14 protein-coding genes are annotated in these 15,004 nt (G+C 63.5%); 6 read left to right on the forward strand and 8 right to left on the reverse strand.

The features are described from left to right. Positions 1 to 37 precede the first annotated feature (37 nt). From folE2 to ACTJLC_RS13790, 4 genes are all read right to left on the reverse strand, one after another. Positions 38 to 844, reverse strand: a complete 807-nt coding sequence (gene folE2, locus ACTJLC_RS13775) for a GTP cyclohydrolase FolE2 (RefSeq protein WP_310130972.1) — start codon at positions 842 to 844, stop codon at positions 38 to 40. A gap of 179 nt (positions 845 to 1,023) precedes the next feature. Then, the gene (gene dxs, locus ACTJLC_RS13780) at positions 1,024 to 2,931 is read right to left on the reverse strand and encodes a 1-deoxy-D-xylulose-5-phosphate synthase (RefSeq protein ID WP_073428633.1); all 1,908 of its coding nucleotides are present in this window, start codon (positions 2,929 to 2,931) and stop codon (positions 1,024 to 1,026) included. Positions 2,932 to 3,016: 85 nt separating this feature from the next. Next, entirely contained in the window at positions 3,017 to 3,898 is an 882-nt protein-coding gene (locus ACTJLC_RS13785; RefSeq protein ID WP_310124035.1) for a polyprenyl synthetase family protein, read from the reverse strand. Further along, on the reverse strand, positions 3,895 to 4,203 hold the full coding sequence (locus ACTJLC_RS13790) for an exodeoxyribonuclease VII small subunit (RefSeq protein ID WP_073428631.1): 309 nt from the start codon (positions 4,201 to 4,203) through the stop codon (positions 3,895 to 3,897). Before ACTJLC_RS13790 ends, ACTJLC_RS13785 begins: the two co-directional genes overlap by 4 nt. Here ACTJLC_RS13790 and ACTJLC_RS13795 point away from each other — a divergent pair. From ACTJLC_RS13795 to ACTJLC_RS13805, 3 genes are all read left to right on the forward strand, one after another. Beyond that, the gene (locus ACTJLC_RS13795; RefSeq protein ID WP_143326527.1) at positions 4,202 to 4,402 is read left to right on the forward strand and encodes a hypothetical protein; all 201 of its coding nucleotides are present in this window, start codon (positions 4,202 to 4,204) and stop codon (positions 4,400 to 4,402) included. The genes ACTJLC_RS13790 and ACTJLC_RS13795 overlap by 2 nt on opposite strands. An 88-nt stretch (positions 4,403 to 4,490) precedes the next feature. Continuing rightward, positions 4,491 to 5,597: an aromatic ring-hydroxylating oxygenase subunit alpha gene (locus tag ACTJLC_RS13800; RefSeq protein WP_073428630.1), complete on the forward strand. Its 1,107-nt coding sequence runs from the start codon at positions 4,491 to 4,493 to the stop codon at positions 5,595 to 5,597. Between the two features lie 172 nt (positions 5,598 to 5,769). Further along, positions 5,770 to 6,639 (forward strand): sulfurtransferase, encoded by an 870-nt coding sequence (locus ACTJLC_RS13805; protein ID WP_310130970.1) that lies wholly within the window; start codon positions 5,770 to 5,772, stop codon positions 6,637 to 6,639. A 149-nt stretch (positions 6,640 to 6,788) separates the two neighbouring features. Here ACTJLC_RS13805 and ACTJLC_RS13810 read toward each other — a convergent pair whose 3' ends face one another. The 3 genes from ACTJLC_RS13810 to polA form a co-directional block, all read right to left on the reverse strand. Beyond that, positions 6,789 to 7,661, reverse strand: coding sequence for a dienelactone hydrolase family protein (locus tag ACTJLC_RS13810; protein ID WP_310130968.1), 873 nt, complete (start codon positions 7,659 to 7,661; stop codon positions 6,789 to 6,791). Positions 7,662 to 7,764: 103 nt separating this feature from the next. Continuing rightward, positions 7,765 to 9,114 carry an NAD(P)/FAD-dependent oxidoreductase gene (locus tag ACTJLC_RS13815; protein ID WP_310130966.1) on the reverse strand — a complete coding sequence of 450 codons (1,350 nt, stop codon included), beginning with the start codon at positions 9,112 to 9,114 and terminating at the stop codon, positions 7,765 to 7,767. Positions 9,115 to 9,302: 188 nt separating this feature from the next. After that, positions 9,303 to 12,044 carry a DNA polymerase I gene (gene polA, locus ACTJLC_RS13820; RefSeq protein ID WP_310130965.1) on the reverse strand — a complete coding sequence of 914 codons (2,742 nt, stop codon included), beginning with the start codon at positions 12,042 to 12,044 and terminating at the stop codon, positions 9,303 to 9,305. A gap of 1 nt (position 12,045) precedes the next feature. Here polA and ACTJLC_RS13825 point away from each other — a divergent pair, with 1 nt between their 5' ends. After that, positions 12,046 to 12,789: a TIGR00730 family Rossman fold protein gene (locus tag ACTJLC_RS13825; protein WP_073428625.1), complete on the forward strand. Its 744-nt coding sequence runs from the start codon at positions 12,046 to 12,048 to the stop codon at positions 12,787 to 12,789. Between the two features lie 57 nt (positions 12,790 to 12,846). Here the strand turns inward: ACTJLC_RS13825 and ACTJLC_RS13830 are convergent, their stop codons facing one another. Continuing rightward, positions 12,847 to 13,764 (reverse strand): transcriptional regulator GcvA, encoded by a 918-nt coding sequence (locus tag ACTJLC_RS13830; protein WP_073428624.1) that lies wholly within the window; start codon positions 13,762 to 13,764, stop codon positions 12,847 to 12,849. A 96-nt stretch (positions 13,765 to 13,860) separates the two neighbouring features. Here ACTJLC_RS13830 and ACTJLC_RS13835 point away from each other — a divergent pair, with 96 nt between their 5' ends. After that, positions 13,861 to 14,430 carry a chromate transporter gene (locus ACTJLC_RS13835; protein WP_073428623.1) on the forward strand — a complete coding sequence of 190 codons (570 nt, stop codon included), beginning with the start codon at positions 13,861 to 13,863 and terminating at the stop codon, positions 14,428 to 14,430. Then, positions 14,427 to 14,957, forward strand: coding sequence for a chromate transporter (locus ACTJLC_RS13840; RefSeq protein WP_440844244.1), 531 nt, complete (start codon positions 14,427 to 14,429; stop codon positions 14,955 to 14,957). Before ACTJLC_RS13835 ends, ACTJLC_RS13840 begins: the two co-directional genes overlap by 4 nt. Positions 14,958 to 15,004: the final 47 nt, after the last annotated feature.

Here is a 15,004-nt window from a genome sequence, read left to right on the forward strand (position 1 = left end):
TCGTTGAATCCGGCGAGCGGCTAGCCGAACTCGTGCATCAAGGCACGCGCTTATCCCGCTCGATCACCGCATACGCGCTGTGATTGTGAATCGACTCGAAGTTCTCCGCTTCGAGCACATACGCGACGATCCGCTCATCGGCATTCAGACGCTGCGCGACGTCGCGCACCAGGTCCTCAACGAACTTCGGGTTTTCATACGCACGCTCAGTGACGAACTTCTCGTCCGGACGCTTGAGCAAGCCCCACAATTCGCACGACGCCTCTTCCTCCGCGATACGGAGCAGGTCTTCCACCGCCACCTCGCCCGCCAGTTCGGCGTTGATGGTGACGTGCGAGCGCTGGTTGTGCGCGCCGTACTGCGAGATCTTCTTCGAGCACGGGCACAGGCTCGTGACCGGCACCAATACCTTGATGAACAGACGCGTCGCGCCATTACGAATCTCGCCCGTCAACGTGACTTCGTAGTCGAGCAGGCTTTGCACGCCGGAGACCGGCGCGGTCTTGTTCACGAAGTAAGGAAACGACACCTCGATGCGGCCCGCCTCGGCTTCGAGCTTTTCGAGCATCGCGGCAAGCATGGTGCGGAACGTGGCCGCCTCGAGCGGCGCCTTGTTCTCTTCGAGCAGCGCCACGAAACGCGACATATGCGTGCCCTTCTGGTCGGCCGGCAGATGCACATCGAGATTCCACATACCGACCGTCGGCTGTACCTCGCCGTCTTGCGTACGCACCGTCAGCGGATGACGCACCGCCTTGACGCCGACCCGCTGAATGGGAATCTGACGGGTATCGGGCGTGCTTTGCACATCGGGCATCACGAAGGCGGGATTCATCTGATTCATCTTTTTGTCCTCACATGCCATGCGGATCTCGACGCGCAATGGCGAACGCCGGCTCCTGCCGGCGTTGGGTGATGGGCCCGATGGCCCATCGATTCAAGTTGGAGATTGCTTGGGCCGCTATCGCCGCGGCATAGCGCACCGCAGGACGGACGAGCGACGCAACCAGCGACTCAACCGGGCTAAGCGACCCGCTTCACCGATGATTGACCGGCCATCGCGCCGCTGGAAAGAAAGCGCTCGCGAATCGACCTGGCGATGCCCGCGCCGTCAAGACCGCACGCCGCCAGCAGCTTGGCCGGATCCCCATGATCGATGAAGCGATCCGGGAGGCCCAATTGTAGTACGGGCCGCATAACCCCACTCGCGAGCAGGGCTTCGACGCAAGCCGAGCCCGCGCCGCCCATCACGCAGCCTTCCTCGACCGTGACGATAGCGTCGTGCGTGTCGGCCAGTTCACGGACCAGGTCGGCGTCCAACGGCTTCACGAAGCGCATGTTCGCGACCGTGGCGTCGAGTTGTTCGGCGGCGGCGAGCGACGGCGCCACCATCGTGCCGAACGCCAGAATCGCAATGCGCTTGCCGGCCGGCTGCGACGTCTCGCGACGAATCTCGCCCTTGCCGAGTGGCAGGGCGGCCATCTGCTTGATGGTCGCCACACCCGTGCCGGCGCCGCGCGGATAGCGCACCGCCGTCGGGTTCGGCTGCTGGAGCGCCGTGTACAGCATCTGCCGGCATTCGTTTTCGTCGGATGCGGCCATCACCGTCATGTTCGGGATGCAGCGCAGGAACGCGAGATCGTAAGCGCCCGCGTGCGTGGCGCCATCCGCGCCGACGAGACCCGCGCGGTCGATCGCGAAGACCACCGGCAGGTTCTGCAGCGCGACGTCGTGGATCAGCTGGTCGTAAGCGCGTTGCAGGAAGGTCGAGTAGATCGCGACCACCGGCTTCATGCCGTCCGCGGCCAGGCCGCCGGCGAACGTCACCGCGTGCTGTTCGGCGATACCGACGTCGAAGTAGCGGTCCGGGAAGCGCTTCTCGAACTCGACCATGCCGGAGCCTTCACGCATGGCGGGCGTGATGCCGATCACGCGCGCGTCCAGTTCGGCCGCGTCGCACAGCCATTCGCCGAACACCTGCGTGTAGGTTTTCTTCGACGGCGTGGTGGCGGGCTTGATGCCCTCAGCCGGATTGAACTTGCCGGGACCGTGGTACAGCACCGGATCGGCTTCGGCCAGCTTGTAGCCTTGGCCCTTCTTGGTGACGACGTGCAGGAATTGCGGACCGCGCAATTCCTTGATGTTCTGCAGCGTGGGGATCAGCGAATCGAGGTCGTGACCGTCGATCGGGCCGATGTAGTTGAAGCCGAACTCCTCGAACAGCGTGGCCGGCACGATCATGCCCTTCGCGTGCTCCTCGAGCTTGCGAGCAAGATCGAGCATGGGCGGCGCGACGCGCAGCACGCGCTCCACGCCCGCACGCGCGGCCGCATAGAAGCGGCCCGACATCAGACGCGCCAGATGGCGATTCAGCGCGCCGACCGGCGGCGAGATCGACATATCGTTGTCGTTGAGGATGACGAGCAGCGGCACGTCGTCTTCGACGCCGGCGTTGTTCATCGCCTCGAAGGCCATGCCGGCCGTCATCGCACCGTCGCCGATCACGGCGATGCCCATGCGGTTGTCGCCTTGCAGCTTGCTCGCGATCGCCATGCCGAGCGCGGCCGAGATCGAGGTGCTGGAGTGAGCGGTGCCGAAGGTGTCGTATGCCGACTCGTCGCGCTTCGGGAAGCCCGAGATGCCGCCCAACTGGCGCAGCGTGTGCATCTGGTCGCGGCGGCCCGTCAAGATCTTGTGCGGATACGTTTGATGGCCGACGTCCCACACGATGCGGTCATGCGGCGTATCGAACACGTAGTGCAGAGCAATGGTCAACTCGACCGTGCCGAGGTTGGACGAAAGATGGCCGCCCGTCTGCGATACGCTGTCGAGCACAAAGGCGCGCAACTCGTCTGCAAGCGGTTGCAATTGGCGGCGATCGAGGCGGCGCAGGGCTGCCGGGTCGTCGATGGTTTTCAGCAAGTCGTACATCGTCGTTCCATTGTAGGAAAACTTACGCGCCCGCACTTCATACATGCACCCCGTAGCAAAGGTGCGCGGCGGCGGGCTTTCGCGCTCAGCTAACCCGGTTCACCACCAGGTCGGCCAATTCGGCAAGACGCTGTGCGCGCGCGCCAAACGGCGCGAGGGCAGCATGGGCGTCGCTGCGCAGCTGTGCTGCGAGCGAGCGCGACGCGTCGAGGCCAATAATCGACACGTAGGTCGGCTTGCCGTCCTTCGCGTCTTTACCTGCGGTCTTGCCGAGCGTCGCGGAATCGGTCGTCACGTCGAGAATGTCGTCGACGACCTGAAACGCGAGGCCCACGGCGGCTGCATAGGCATCGAGCGAACGCATCGCCTCGGCGCCCGGCGTTTCGCCGGCGAGCGCGCCCATGCGCACCGCGGCGCGCAGCAGCGCGCCGGTCTTCATCCGGTGCATGGTTTCCAGTTGCGCGCGCGTGAGCGTATGACCGACGCTTGCGAGGTCGATCGCCTGACCGCCGCACATGCCGATCGAGCCGCTCGCCAACGCCAGTTCGCGCACGAGCGATGCCTGCTGCGCGGACGGCAGAACGTCCGATGTCAGCGCAACGAAAGCCTGCGATTGCAGTGCGTCGCCGACCAGCAATGCCGTTGCTTCGTCATATTTGACGTGTACCGTGGGCTTGCCGCGACGCAATGCGTCGTCGTCCATGCAGGGCATGTCGTCATGCACGAGCGAGTACACATGGATCATTTCCAGCGCCGCCGCCGCCGCGCCGAGGCACTCGGCGCGCGCGCCGGTCAGTTCGCCCGCCGCGTGGCACAGCAGCGGACGAACCCGCTTGCCGCCGCCCAGCACCGCATAACGCATCGCTTCGTGCAGCCTGGCGGGCTCGGTTGCCTCGGTGGGCAGGTAGTGTTCCAGTGCCGTTTCGACACGCTCGAGCACCGAGCGGGTCCATTGTTCGAATGTCATAGGTCGTCCCCGCTTTCAGCAGCGGCTGTGCCTGCGTTATTCATAGGCAGCGGCTTGAGCGTCTCGCCGTCGAGCACGCGCACCTGCTGCTCGACCTTTTCGAGCTGCTGCTGGCAAAACGCCACCAGCGCCGCGCCGCGCCGATAGGCGGCGAGCGATTCCTCGAGGCTGAGATTGCCGCCTTCCATGCGCGCGACAAGCCCTTCCAGTTCGGCCTGCGCAGCCTCGTAATTCCCAGGCAGCGGCGTGGTGTCGACGCCCTCGGCAGGCGCGGCAGCAGGATCGTTCGACGCGGTCTTCGCCATGAATAATCGCAAAATTAAAACAAGTCGGACATTCTACGGCAAAAGCGCAATTTCCGATCCGCTCGCCACCCTGCGTCCCGCCTGCGCCCAACGCGCCGCCCTTGCAGTCTCGCAGAAAAAAAACGATCGGTCTGCGGCGAAAAGCGCGAACTTCCTTGACATTTTTGACCCAAATCAGGCACTTAAGCGCCCCACATAAGGGGAAACGGGTATAATTGCGGGCTCCCTAAATCGAATCTTCGATGGTTGGGTTGTTCACTGCTTTCACGTCTTCATCGGGAGTGGGAATGTCCAATCTGAGCAATGCATTGCAGTTGCGGTCTGTTCACAGCCAGCTGCCAGTCACGGCTTACTTTGACGAAGCGCTTCTAACGCGCGAAATCGACACCCTTTTCAAGAAAGGTCCACGCTACATCGGGCACGAACTCATGGTGCCGGAAGCGGGGAATTATTTTGCCTTGCCCAGCGAGAGCGAGGGGCGTGTACTCGTCCGTAACCAGCAGTCGCAAGTCGAGCTGCTGTCGAACGTGTGCCGTCACCGGCAGGCCATCATGCTCAACGGCCGCGGCCAGACGGAGAATATCGTCTGCCCCCTGCATCGCTGGACGTACGATCTGAACGGCCAGCTTCTCGGCGCACCTCATTTCGCGGACAACCCCTGCCTGAATCTCGGCGCCACGCCGCTGCAAAACTGGCAAGGCCTGCTGTTCGAAGCGCAGGGGCGCGACGTCGCGCGCGATCTTGCGCGGCTCGGCACGCGGCAACATTTCGACTTTTCGGGCTTCATGTTCGATCACGTCGAAGTACACGAGTGCAACTACAACTGGAAGACCTTCATCGAGGTCTATCTGGAGGACTACCACGTCGCGCCGTTCCATCCGGGCCTCGGCAGCTTCGTCAATTGCGACGACCTGACGTGGGAGTTCGGCGACTGGTACAGCGTCCAAACGGTGGGCGTGCACAAGTCGCTCGAACAGCCGGGCAGCCCGACCTACCGCAAATGGCACGACGAAGTGCTGCGCTTCCGCGGCGGACAGCCGCCCGAATTCGGCGCGATCTGGATGGTGTACTACCCCGGCATCATGATCGAGTGGTATCCGCACGTGCTGGTGGTGTCATGGCTGATTCCGCGCGGTCCGCAGAAGACCACCAATGTGGTGGAGTTCTATTACCCTGAGGAAATCGCGCTGTTCGAACGCGAGTTCGTCGAAGCCGAGCGCGCCGCCTATATGGAAACGGCCCGCGAAGATGACGAAATCGCCGAGCGCATGGACGCCGGCCGCCGCGCGCTGATGGAACGCGGCGAATCGCAGGTCGGCCCGTATCAGAGCCCGATGGAAGACGGCATGCAGCACTTCCACGAGTTCTTACGGCGTGAGCTCGGCACGATCTGACCGGTGCTCGCCCCACGCTCGATCCGATTCTTGCGCGGGCACCAGCAATGCATGGAAAGACGGACTTCGGTCCGTCTTTTTTTGTTTAGACTAACAACATAGCCCTGCCATCCGCCAACGGCGTCAAGCCGCCGGAAGCAGCCGCCATCGCCTGTATCGAGGAGACGACGTCATGCCCCACACTCACTACACCACTCTGATCTCCGCAGCCAATCTCGCGGAGCGGCTGGCCGCCGCGCCGGGCAGCGTATTCGTCGTCGATTGCCGTTTCGATCTGGCCGACACCGAAGCGGGCGAAAAGGCTTATCTCGCAGGACATCTGCCGGGTGCTCATTATCTGCACCTGGATCGCGATCTGTCGGGGCCGAAGAACGGCACGAACGGGCGTCATCCGTTGCCGGATCGCGCGCGGCTGGTCGAAACACTGGAATCGCGCGGTCTGAAGCAAGGCCAGCAAGTGGTCGCCTACGACGCGCAAGGCGGTATGTACGCCGCCCGTGCCTGGTGGCTGCTACGCTGGCTCGGACATGACGCGGTCGCGCTGCTCGACGGCGGGCTGCAAGCCTGGCAAGCCGCCGGCCAACCGCTGACGCAAGACGCGCCGGCACAGAACACCGGCGATTTCAAAGCCGGCGCGCCGCTGTCGGTCACGGTCGACGTGCAAACGGTGGAGCGCAACCTCGGCTCGAAGGAACGCGTGGTGATCGACGCGCGCGCGCCCGATCGCTATCGCGGCGAGAACGAAACGCTGGATCCGGTCGGCGGCCATATCCCCGGCGCGCTCAACCGCTTCTTCAAGGACAACCTCACCGCCGACGGCCGCTTCAAGCCGGCCCACACGCTGCGTGAGGAATTCCACGCGCTGCTCGCCGACACGCCGCCGGAACATGTGGTCCTACAATGCGGCTCGGGTGTGACCGCATGCGTGAACGCGCTGGCGATGGAAGTCGCCGGTCTGCACGGCGCGGCGTTGTATGCGGGATCGTGGAGCGAATGGAGTTCGGATCCGAAGCGGCCGGTTGCCACCGGGCCGAATCCTTGAACGTGAACTGAGCCGGTTGTTGGCAAAAGGCCGTTGCTGCTTTTACGCAGCAACGGCCTTTTCAATTCACGCAGGCAAAAATGACCCGACGTTCATCGCGGGCGCCCGCTTCGGCCAAACGCCTCATGCTTGAGCCTCAAGCTTGAGCCTCAACCCACCCCATGCTGCTTGAACCAGGCGAGCGCCCGGCGCCAGCCGTCTTCGGCATCGGCCTTCTTGTAGCTCGGCCGGTAATCCGCGAAAAACGCGTGACCCGCGTCGTCATAGACGACGAATTGTGAACCGCGCCCCGCCTGCGGACCTTGCGCGATCGCCTGCTTCATCTGCTCCAGCGTGTCTTGCGGGATGCTTTGATCCTGCCGCCCATAGAGGCCGAGCACCGGCGCGTGCAGGTCCGCCACGCGGTCGAGCGGATTAGCCGGCGTCATCGCGCTCTTGTCGCCCGTCACGCGGCCGTACCAGACGACGCCCGCCTTCAGCTTCGGGTTGTGCTCGGCGTACAGCCACGCAATCCGCCCGCCCCAGCAGAACCCGTTCACGCCAACCCGATTCAGATCGCCGCCATGCTCGCCGGCCCACGCGACAGTCGCATCGAGATCGCCCAGCACCTGCTCGTCGGGCACCTTGCTGACGAGTTGCTCGTTGAGCTGCTGCATGCTTTTGTAAACCATGGGATCGCCCTGCCTCTCATACAGATTCGGCGCGATCGCCAGATAACCCTGCTTGGCGAAGCGCCGGCACACGTCGGCGATATGTTCATGGACGCCGAAAATCTCGTGCACGACGATGATCACCGGCAAATGCGTCTTGCCTTTCGGCTGAGCGCGATACGCCGGCACGATCGTATCGCCCGAACGCACGGACACTTCGCCGGCTTCGAGGCCATCGCTATCGGTATGAATGGTTTGCGCCGACACCGGCAACACGGCCGCGGCAAAACCGGTGCCGAGCGCGGCCTTGATGAAGGTGCGTCGATTGAAGGGAACGTGCGGGACCAGGCTGTCGATATCGGGTTTCAGCATGCGGCGCTCCTCGCGGTTGACTCGTGTGAGTCGGTTGAACGTTGGAGGCAACAGGATACGCCTCGCGCGCGTCCTGTTGCATCTGCAACGTTCCCGAGCGCCGTCAGTGCAGCTTGACCCGCGGCAGCGTGGTGCGCCGCAGCCAGTGCGCGAAGGTATCGAGCACCATCCGCGCATAGCCGTGCAGGGCGGCGATATGCAGCCGGTACAGCGACATGTACATGAAGCGCGCGAACAGCCCTTCGATCAGCATATTGCCGCCGATCACGCCGCCCATCAGATTGCCGACCGCGCTGAAGTGCCCGAGCGACACCAGCGAGCCGAAGTCGCGATACGTGAATTCCGGCAGCGGCTTATTGTCGAGCCGCGCCGCCAGCGCCTTCAGCAGAAAGCTCGCCTGCTGGTGCGCCGCCTGCGCGCGCGGCGGCACGTTGCGCTCATTGCCCGGCCACGGGCAGGCGGCGCAATCGCCGAGCGCGAAGATGTTGTCGTCGATTTCGGTTTGCAGCGTGCGGCGCACGTTCAGCTGGCCCAGCCGATTGACCGGCAGGCCGTCGAGTTCGCTCAGAATAGGCGGCGCCTTGATGCCCGCCGCCCACACCGTCAGATCGGCGCGCACGGTTTTGCCGCTGGCCGTGCGGATGATGCCGGGCGCGACCTCGGCCACCGTCTCGCCGGTCATCAGCTTCACGCCGAGCTTGGTGAGCAGTTCGGCCGTGGCTGTCGAGACGCGTTCCTGCAAGGCCGGCAAGATGCGCGGTCCCGCCTCGATCAGCACGATGCCGACGTCGTGCCGCGGATCGAGCTTATGCAAGCCATACGCGGACAACACCTGCGCCGTGTTACGCAGTTCAGCCGATAGTTCGACGCCCGTTGCGCCACCGCCGACGATCGCCACCTGGATGCGCGGCTCCGTGGATGGCGAGGTGCCCGGTCCCGATTCGACGGGTTCATGCACCTGATGCTCGGCGCGCATGCATGCCGCGATCAGCCGCTTGCGGAAACGCTCGGCCTGGCCGACCGTATCGAGCGCGAGGGAGAATTCGGGTGCGCCTTTCACGCCGAAGAATGCCGTGGTGCTGCCGATCGCGATGATCAGCGTGTCGTATTCGAGCTGGCGTTCCGGCAGCAGCTCAGCGCCATCGTCGTCGAGCACGGTGCCGAGCGTGATGCGTTTGTTCACACGGTCGAGTCCCGTCAGGTCGCCCTGCTGAAACTCGAAACCATGCCAGCGCGCCTGCGCCGCGTATTCGAGCTCCTGCGTGAACGGGTCCATGCTGCCGGCCGCGACTTCATGCAGCAGCGGCTTCCAGATGTGGGTGGGATAGCGGTCGACGAGCGTGACCTGCGCCCGCACGCCGCCCTTGTTCTTGTGGGGCGCATAGCGATCACCCAGGCGTGTCGCCAACTCCAGCCCCCCCGCGCCTCCGCCAACGACGATGAAACGATGCATTGAACTCTCCGTGTTTGCCGATGGGTTATGCGTCGCGACGGCGCGCGTGAAACGCGCTGTCTTTCAGCGATTGTCCGCGAGCCGCACGGTTTGTCACAAGCCATCAATACGGATGTGTGACATGCGCACGACGATATCGCCCGGTATCTCCGATACCCACCGCTATCGCGCGCGCCGTCACAGGCTTGTCAATGCGCTTCTTCCCAGTTCAGGCCGGCGCCCACCTCGGCGACCAGCGGCACCTTCAGGTCGGCGACACCGCACATCAACTCGGGCAAGCGCTTGCGCACGTCGGACAACTCTTCGTCCGGTACTTCGAGAATCAATTCGTCATGCACCTGCATGATCATGCGCGTGCCGATCTTCGCGTCCTCGATCCACTTCTGCACCGCGATCATCGACAGCTTGATGAGGTCGGCAGCCGTGCCTTGCATCGGCGCGTTGATCGCGGCGCGCTCGGCGGCCTGGCGGCGCGGACCGTTGCCGCCGTTGATCTCCGGCAACCACAGGCGGCGGCCGAACACGGTCTCGACGTAGCCCGTGGCCTTCGCGCTCACGCGCGTTTCGTCCATATAACGCGCGACGCCCGGATACCGTGCGAAATAGCGGTCGATATACAGCTTGGCTGCATCGCGCGTAATGCCGAGATTCGAGGCGAGACCGAACGAGCTCATGCCGTAGATCAGGCCGAAGTTGATGACCTTGGCCACGCGCCGCTGATCGTTCGAGACTTCGAGCGGCGTCACGCTGAAAATTTCCGCGGCGGTGGCGCGGTGAATGTCTTCACCTTGCGAGAACGCGCGCAGCAATGATTCGTCGCCGGAAATGTGCGCCATGATGCGCAACTCGATCTGCGAGTAGTCCGCGGACACGAGCTTGTGGCCCGGCGGCGCGATGAACGCCTCGCGAATCCGACGGCCCTCGCCGGTTCGCACGGGGATGTTCTGCAGATTCGGATCGTTCGACGCCAGCCGGCCCGTGACCGCGACGGCCTGCGCGTAATTCGTGTGCACGCGGCCCGTGGTGGCGTTGACCATGCGCGGCAGCTTGTCGGTGTAGGTCGATTTGAGCTTCGACAAACCGCGGTGTTCGAGCAGGATCTTCGGCAGCGGATAGTCTTCGGCGAGTTTTTGCAGCACCTCCTCGTCGGTGGACGGCGCGCCGCTCGGGGTCTTCTTGACCACCGGCAATTCGAGCTTTTCAAAAAAGATCTGACCGATCTGCTTCGGCGAGCCGAGGTTGAATTCGCCGCCGGCCAGCACGTAGGCTTCGCTTTCGAGCTGTATCAGCCGCGTGGCGATTTCACTGCTTTGCTGACGCAGCTTTTCAGCGTCGATCAATACGCCGGTGCGCTCCATCTTGCGCAACACCCGCGAGGTCGGCACCTCGATGTCGCGATAGACGTGCTCGAGCGTTTTCTCGGCGGCCACTTGCGGATACAAGGTCTGGTGCAGACGCAAGGTGATGTCGGCGTCTTCGGCCGCGTATTCGGCGGCCTTGTCTAACGCGACTTCATCGAAACCGATCTGCTGCGCGCCCTTGCCCGCCACCTCTTCGTATTTGATCGTCTTGACGCCGAGATGGCGCAGCGCGAGGCTGTCCATGTCGTGCGTGCGGTGCGATTCCAGCACGTACGATTGCAGCAGCGTATCGTGTTCGATGCCGCGCATTTCGATGCCGTAGTTGGCCAGCACCTGCTCGTCGTATTTCACATGCTGGCCGACCTTCTTATGTTCAGCGCTTTCGAGCCACGGCTTGAGCTTGCCGAGCACTTCGTCGCGCGGCAATTGCACGGGCGCGTCCGGGCCGCGATGCGCGAGCGGCACATAAGCGGCACGCCCGGCTTCCACCGCGAACGACAGACCGACGATCTGCGCGGTCATCGGATCGAGCGAGGTGGTTTCCGTATCGAACGAGGTCAGCTCGGCCGCGTTGAGCCTTTCGAGCCACGCGTCGAATTGCTCCCACGTCTGCACGGCTTCATAGTGGCGTTCGTGGTCGACGGTTAGCGCCGGCGACACGTCCGTTTCCGGACCTTCCACCGCGTCCGCGATTTCCACTTCGCGCAGCCAGGTCTTGAAGCCGTGGCGCGTGAATACCTCGCGCAGTTCCGCGCGCGATTCCGGCTGGCTTTGCAGGCTTTCCTCGATCGACACGATATGGTCGGTCAGATCGCAATTGCGCTCGACGGTGACGAGTTTCTTCGCCATCGGCAGAAAATCGAGCGCACGCCGCAGATTGTCTCCTACCGCACCTTTGATTTCGTCCGCATGTGCGACGATGCCATCCAGCGTCTCGTATTGCGCGAGCCATTTGAGCGCGGTTTTCGGCCCGCATTTTTCGACACCCGGCACGTTGTCGACGGTATCGCCGATCAACGACAGGTAGTCGACGATGCGCTCGGGCGGCACGCCGAACTTGGCGAGCACGCCGGCGCGATCGAGCGTTTCGTTGGTCATCGTATTGATGAGGGTGACATGATCCGACACGAGCTGCGCCAGATCCTTGTCACCCGTCGACACGATCACCTTCATGCCGCGCTTTTCCGCCTCGGTGCTGAGCGTGCCGATCACGTCGTCGGCCTCGACGCCGTCGATCATCAGCAAGGGCCAGCCGAGCGCGCGCACGGCGACGTGAATCGGCTCGATCTGGCGCGAGAGATCGTCCGGCATCGCCGCGCGATTCGCCTTATAGTCGGCGTACCAGTCGTCGCGAAACGTTTTGCCCTTGGCGTCGAACACGCACGCGCTATACTCTGCTGTGACTTCCTTGCGCATGCGCCGCAGCATGTTGATCATTCCATAGAGCGCACCCGTCGGACCACCTTCGGGCCCGCGCAGATCAGGCATCGCATGGTAGGCCCGGTACAGATAACTCGAACCGTCGACCAATAGCAGGGTCTTACCTTCAAGGCTTCGTTCTTCAGGCATTATGACTAAGAGAAAAGTGATTCCGAGTCTGCGATCACTCGCAGATCAAGAGCGCGCAACGGCAAAAAAAGCCCGCGCATCGTGGCAGATGTTCACGATTATGGCAGAGTTTATCGAGGCGACCGAGTACCTCTCGGAGATTCGCCCGGCTGTCAGCATCTATGGTTCGGCGCGCCTGAAACCGAACTCGCCGTACTACAAACTGGCCACGCAAATCGCGCGCAAGCTGTCCGACGCGGGCTTCGCGGTGATCTCCGGCGGCGGCCCCGGCATCATGGAAGCGGCCAATAAAGGCGCACATGCAGGCAAGGCACCGTCGGTCGGCCTGAACATCGAACTGCCGCACGAGCAATCGGGCAATCAGTGGCAAGACATCTCGCTGCGCTTCCGTCATTTCTTCACGCGCAAGGTGACCTTCGTGAAGAATTCGGATGCGGTGATCGTGATGCCGGGCGGCTTCGGCACACTCGACGAACTCGCCGAAGTGCTCACGCTGATCCAAACCAAGAAGTCGCGTCACGTGCCGATCATCCTGGTGGGCGCCGAGTTCTGGGAAGGCCTGCTCGCGTGGTTCAAGAATTCGCTCACGCCGATGGGCCTCATCAATCCGACCGATATGGACTTGATGCAGGTGATCGACGATCCGGACCAGGTGCTCGAGGCGGTGCTGAAGTTCTACGAAGACCGCGAAGAAGCCGAACCGCATCCGGCCAAGTCGGATGAAGACCGGATGTTCTATCTGTGACGGCCTGCTTTTCGCGCCTCAACCGCGCGAATTGAATAGCCAATCAGCACACGCGCGCTAGCGGGCGGCTTCCAGGCCGCCCGTTTCCGTTTCATCGGTCTGGTCGCCTTGCGCTTGCAACCACTCGCAGAATTGCGCCACCAACGGCGCATGCGCGACCTCGCGCCTTGCCACCCACCAATAGCCGCGTGCGTCGATACGCGGGGCGGCCAGCGGCACGACGAGCCGCCCCGACGCAAGTTCGTCCGCCAGCAATGGCAACGGCCCGAGCGCCACGCCGAGCCCGTCCACCGCGGCCTGCAAGGCCAGATAGAAGTGATCGAACGACTGCTTCTTGCGGCACTTCGCCGTCACGCCGGCTGCCGATAGCCAGTGGCGCCAGGCATCGGGGCGCGTGTCGGAATGCAGCAGCACGTGTTTGGCGAGGTCGTCGGCTGTGTTGATCGGCAGGCGCTGCAGCAGCGCGGGACTGCATACCGGCAACTCGCTTTCGCCGAGAAAATGCCCGCTCACGCAGTTCGCCCAATGAGCCGGCCCGCGCCGCACGGCGACGTCGAAGCTGTCCAGCGTTTCCACCGGCGCGTTCGAGGTCGACAACCTCAACTCCACATTCGGCACCTTGCGCTGAAACTGATGCAGACGCGGCAGCAGCCATTTCATCGCGAAGGTCGGCAACGCATTCACGCGCAGCACATGAACGACGCCGGTGTCGCGCAATTGATCCGTGGCGAGCGCGATGCTGTCGAACGCCGCCTGCACGGTGCCCAGATAACGGCGGCCGTCTTCGGTTAGACGCACGCGTTTGCCGCGACGCTGGAACACTTGCACGCCGAGCCACGTTTCGAAAGCCGCGACCTGACGGCTGATTGCACCGTGCGTCACATGCAGTTCGTTCGCGGCAGCGGTGAAGCTTTCGTGCCGCGCGGCGGCCTCAAAGGCACGCAGCGCTGGAAAAGGAGGAAGATTACGGGACATGCTTGTGATTCTAGATCACAAAGGCGCGCTCAAAAATCGTTTTGCTGGCCGCCGCTTCGGCGCTAACCTCGTGAGCTTCAACTGGAAGCTAGCGACATGGACCACAAACTGACCTCGCCCGAATCCGCACTGGCGCCCACGCCCACGGTGCGGGAAATTTTCAGCGGCTTTCTCGGCCTTGGGCTGATCTCGTTCGGCGGCGCGCTGCCATTGGCGCGGCGCGCGCTGGTCGAGCAGCGCCGCTGGCTGAGCGCCGAGGAATTCACCGACTTGCTGGGCCTCTGCCAATTCCTGCCGGGCGGCAACGTGATCAATCTTTCGGTGGCAATGGGCATGCGCTTTCGCGGCGTGCCCGGCGCGCTGGCCGGCCTGCTCGGATTGATCGCGGGACCGTCGCTGGTGGTCATCGGCCTTGGCGTGCTGTACGAGAACACACAAAACGACCCGCACGTTCGCCATCTGTTCGCCGGGCTCGCCGCCGCCGCGGCGGGCCTGCTGATCTCGATGGCCGTGAAAATCCTGCTGCCGTTGCGCAACAAGCCGATGGGCGCCCTCATCGCGGCGCTGGGTTTCATCGCGATCGCGATCATGCGCCTGCCGCTTCTGCCCACCATGCTCGTGCTGACGCCGCTCAGCATCTACCTCGCGGCGAGGAATGCACAATGACCGACACGCTCGTTTCCCTCGCCATCATCTTCAGCCAGCTTTCGTTGCTCGCGTTCGGCGGCGGCAATACGATTCTTCCGGAGATGCAGCGTCAGGTGGTCGAGGTGCATCACTGGATGCCGGCCAGCGAATTCAGCGCGTTGTTCGCACTCGCTCAAGCCGCGCCGGGGCCGAATCTGATGATCGTCACGCTGGTCGGCTGGCACGTGGCCGGATGGGCGGGAATGCTCGTGACGTCAGTGGCGAAGTTCGGGCCGTCGTCGATCGTGACGATACTCGCGCTGCATGCGTGGGACCGCTTCAAGGACCGTCCGTGGCGGCGTCACGCGCAAATGGGACTGGTGCCGGTGACGGCCGGCATCGTCGTGGCAAGCGCGGCCCTGATCGCCGAGGCGTCGAACCCGACGGCGATTGCGTGGGCGATTACCGCGTTCACCGCCGTCATGGCGTTGAAAACGCGCATTCATCCACTGTGGCTGCTGGCGGCCGGGAGCTTGATCGGGCTGACCGGATTTGGGCAGCCTTGAGCATTTCGCGCGGCGCGCAAATAATGCCAGCGGGGCGCGCTTGCGCT

The organism is Paraburkholderia sp. 22099 (genome assembly GCF_052045835.1).
Classification (GTDB): domain Bacteria; phylum Pseudomonadota; class Gammaproteobacteria; order Burkholderiales; family Burkholderiaceae; genus Paraburkholderia; species Paraburkholderia terricola.

Excerpts from the sequence above, each read along its gene's own strand:
- folE2 (WP_310130972.1), bottom strand. The coding sequence starts at position 844 with ATGAATCAGATGAATCCCGCCTTCGTGATGCCCGATGTGCAAAGCACG.
- dxs (WP_073428633.1), bottom strand. The coding sequence starts at position 2,931 with ATGTACGACTTGCTGAAAACCATCGACGACCCGGCAGCCCTGCGCCGC.
- ACTJLC_RS13785 (WP_310124035.1), bottom strand. The coding sequence starts at position 3,898 with ATGACATTCGAACAATGGACCCGCTCGGTGCTCGAGCGTGTCGAAACG.
- ACTJLC_RS13795 (WP_143326527.1), top strand. The coding sequence starts at position 4,202 with ATGAATAATCGCAAAATTAAAACAAGTCGGACATTCTACGGCAAAAGC.
- ACTJLC_RS13790 (WP_073428631.1), bottom strand. The coding sequence starts at position 4,203 with ATGGCGAAGACCGCGTCGAACGATCCTGCTGCCGCGCCTGCCGAGGGC.
- ACTJLC_RS13800 (WP_073428630.1), top strand. The coding sequence starts at position 4,491 with ATGTCCAATCTGAGCAATGCATTGCAGTTGCGGTCTGTTCACAGCCAG.
- ACTJLC_RS13805 (WP_310130970.1), top strand. The coding sequence starts at position 5,770 with ATGCCCCACACTCACTACACCACTCTGATCTCCGCAGCCAATCTCGCG.
- ACTJLC_RS13810 (WP_310130968.1), bottom strand. The coding sequence starts at position 7,661 with ATGCTGAAACCCGATATCGACAGCCTGGTCCCGCACGTTCCCTTCAAT.
- ACTJLC_RS13815 (WP_310130966.1), bottom strand. The coding sequence starts at position 9,114 with ATGCATCGTTTCATCGTCGTTGGCGGAGGCGCGGGGGGGCTGGAGTTG.
- polA (WP_310130965.1), bottom strand. The coding sequence starts at position 12,044 with ATGCCTGAAGAACGAAGCCTTGAAGGTAAGACCCTGCTATTGGTCGAC.
- ACTJLC_RS13825 (WP_073428625.1), top strand. The coding sequence starts at position 12,046 with ATGACTAAGAGAAAAGTGATTCCGAGTCTGCGATCACTCGCAGATCAA.
- ACTJLC_RS13830 (WP_073428624.1), bottom strand. The coding sequence starts at position 13,764 with ATGTCCCGTAATCTTCCTCCTTTTCCAGCGCTGCGTGCCTTTGAGGCC.
- ACTJLC_RS13835 (WP_073428623.1), top strand. The coding sequence starts at position 13,861 with ATGGACCACAAACTGACCTCGCCCGAATCCGCACTGGCGCCCACGCCC.
- ACTJLC_RS13840 (WP_440844244.1), top strand. The coding sequence starts at position 14,427 with ATGACCGACACGCTCGTTTCCCTCGCCATCATCTTCAGCCAGCTTTCG.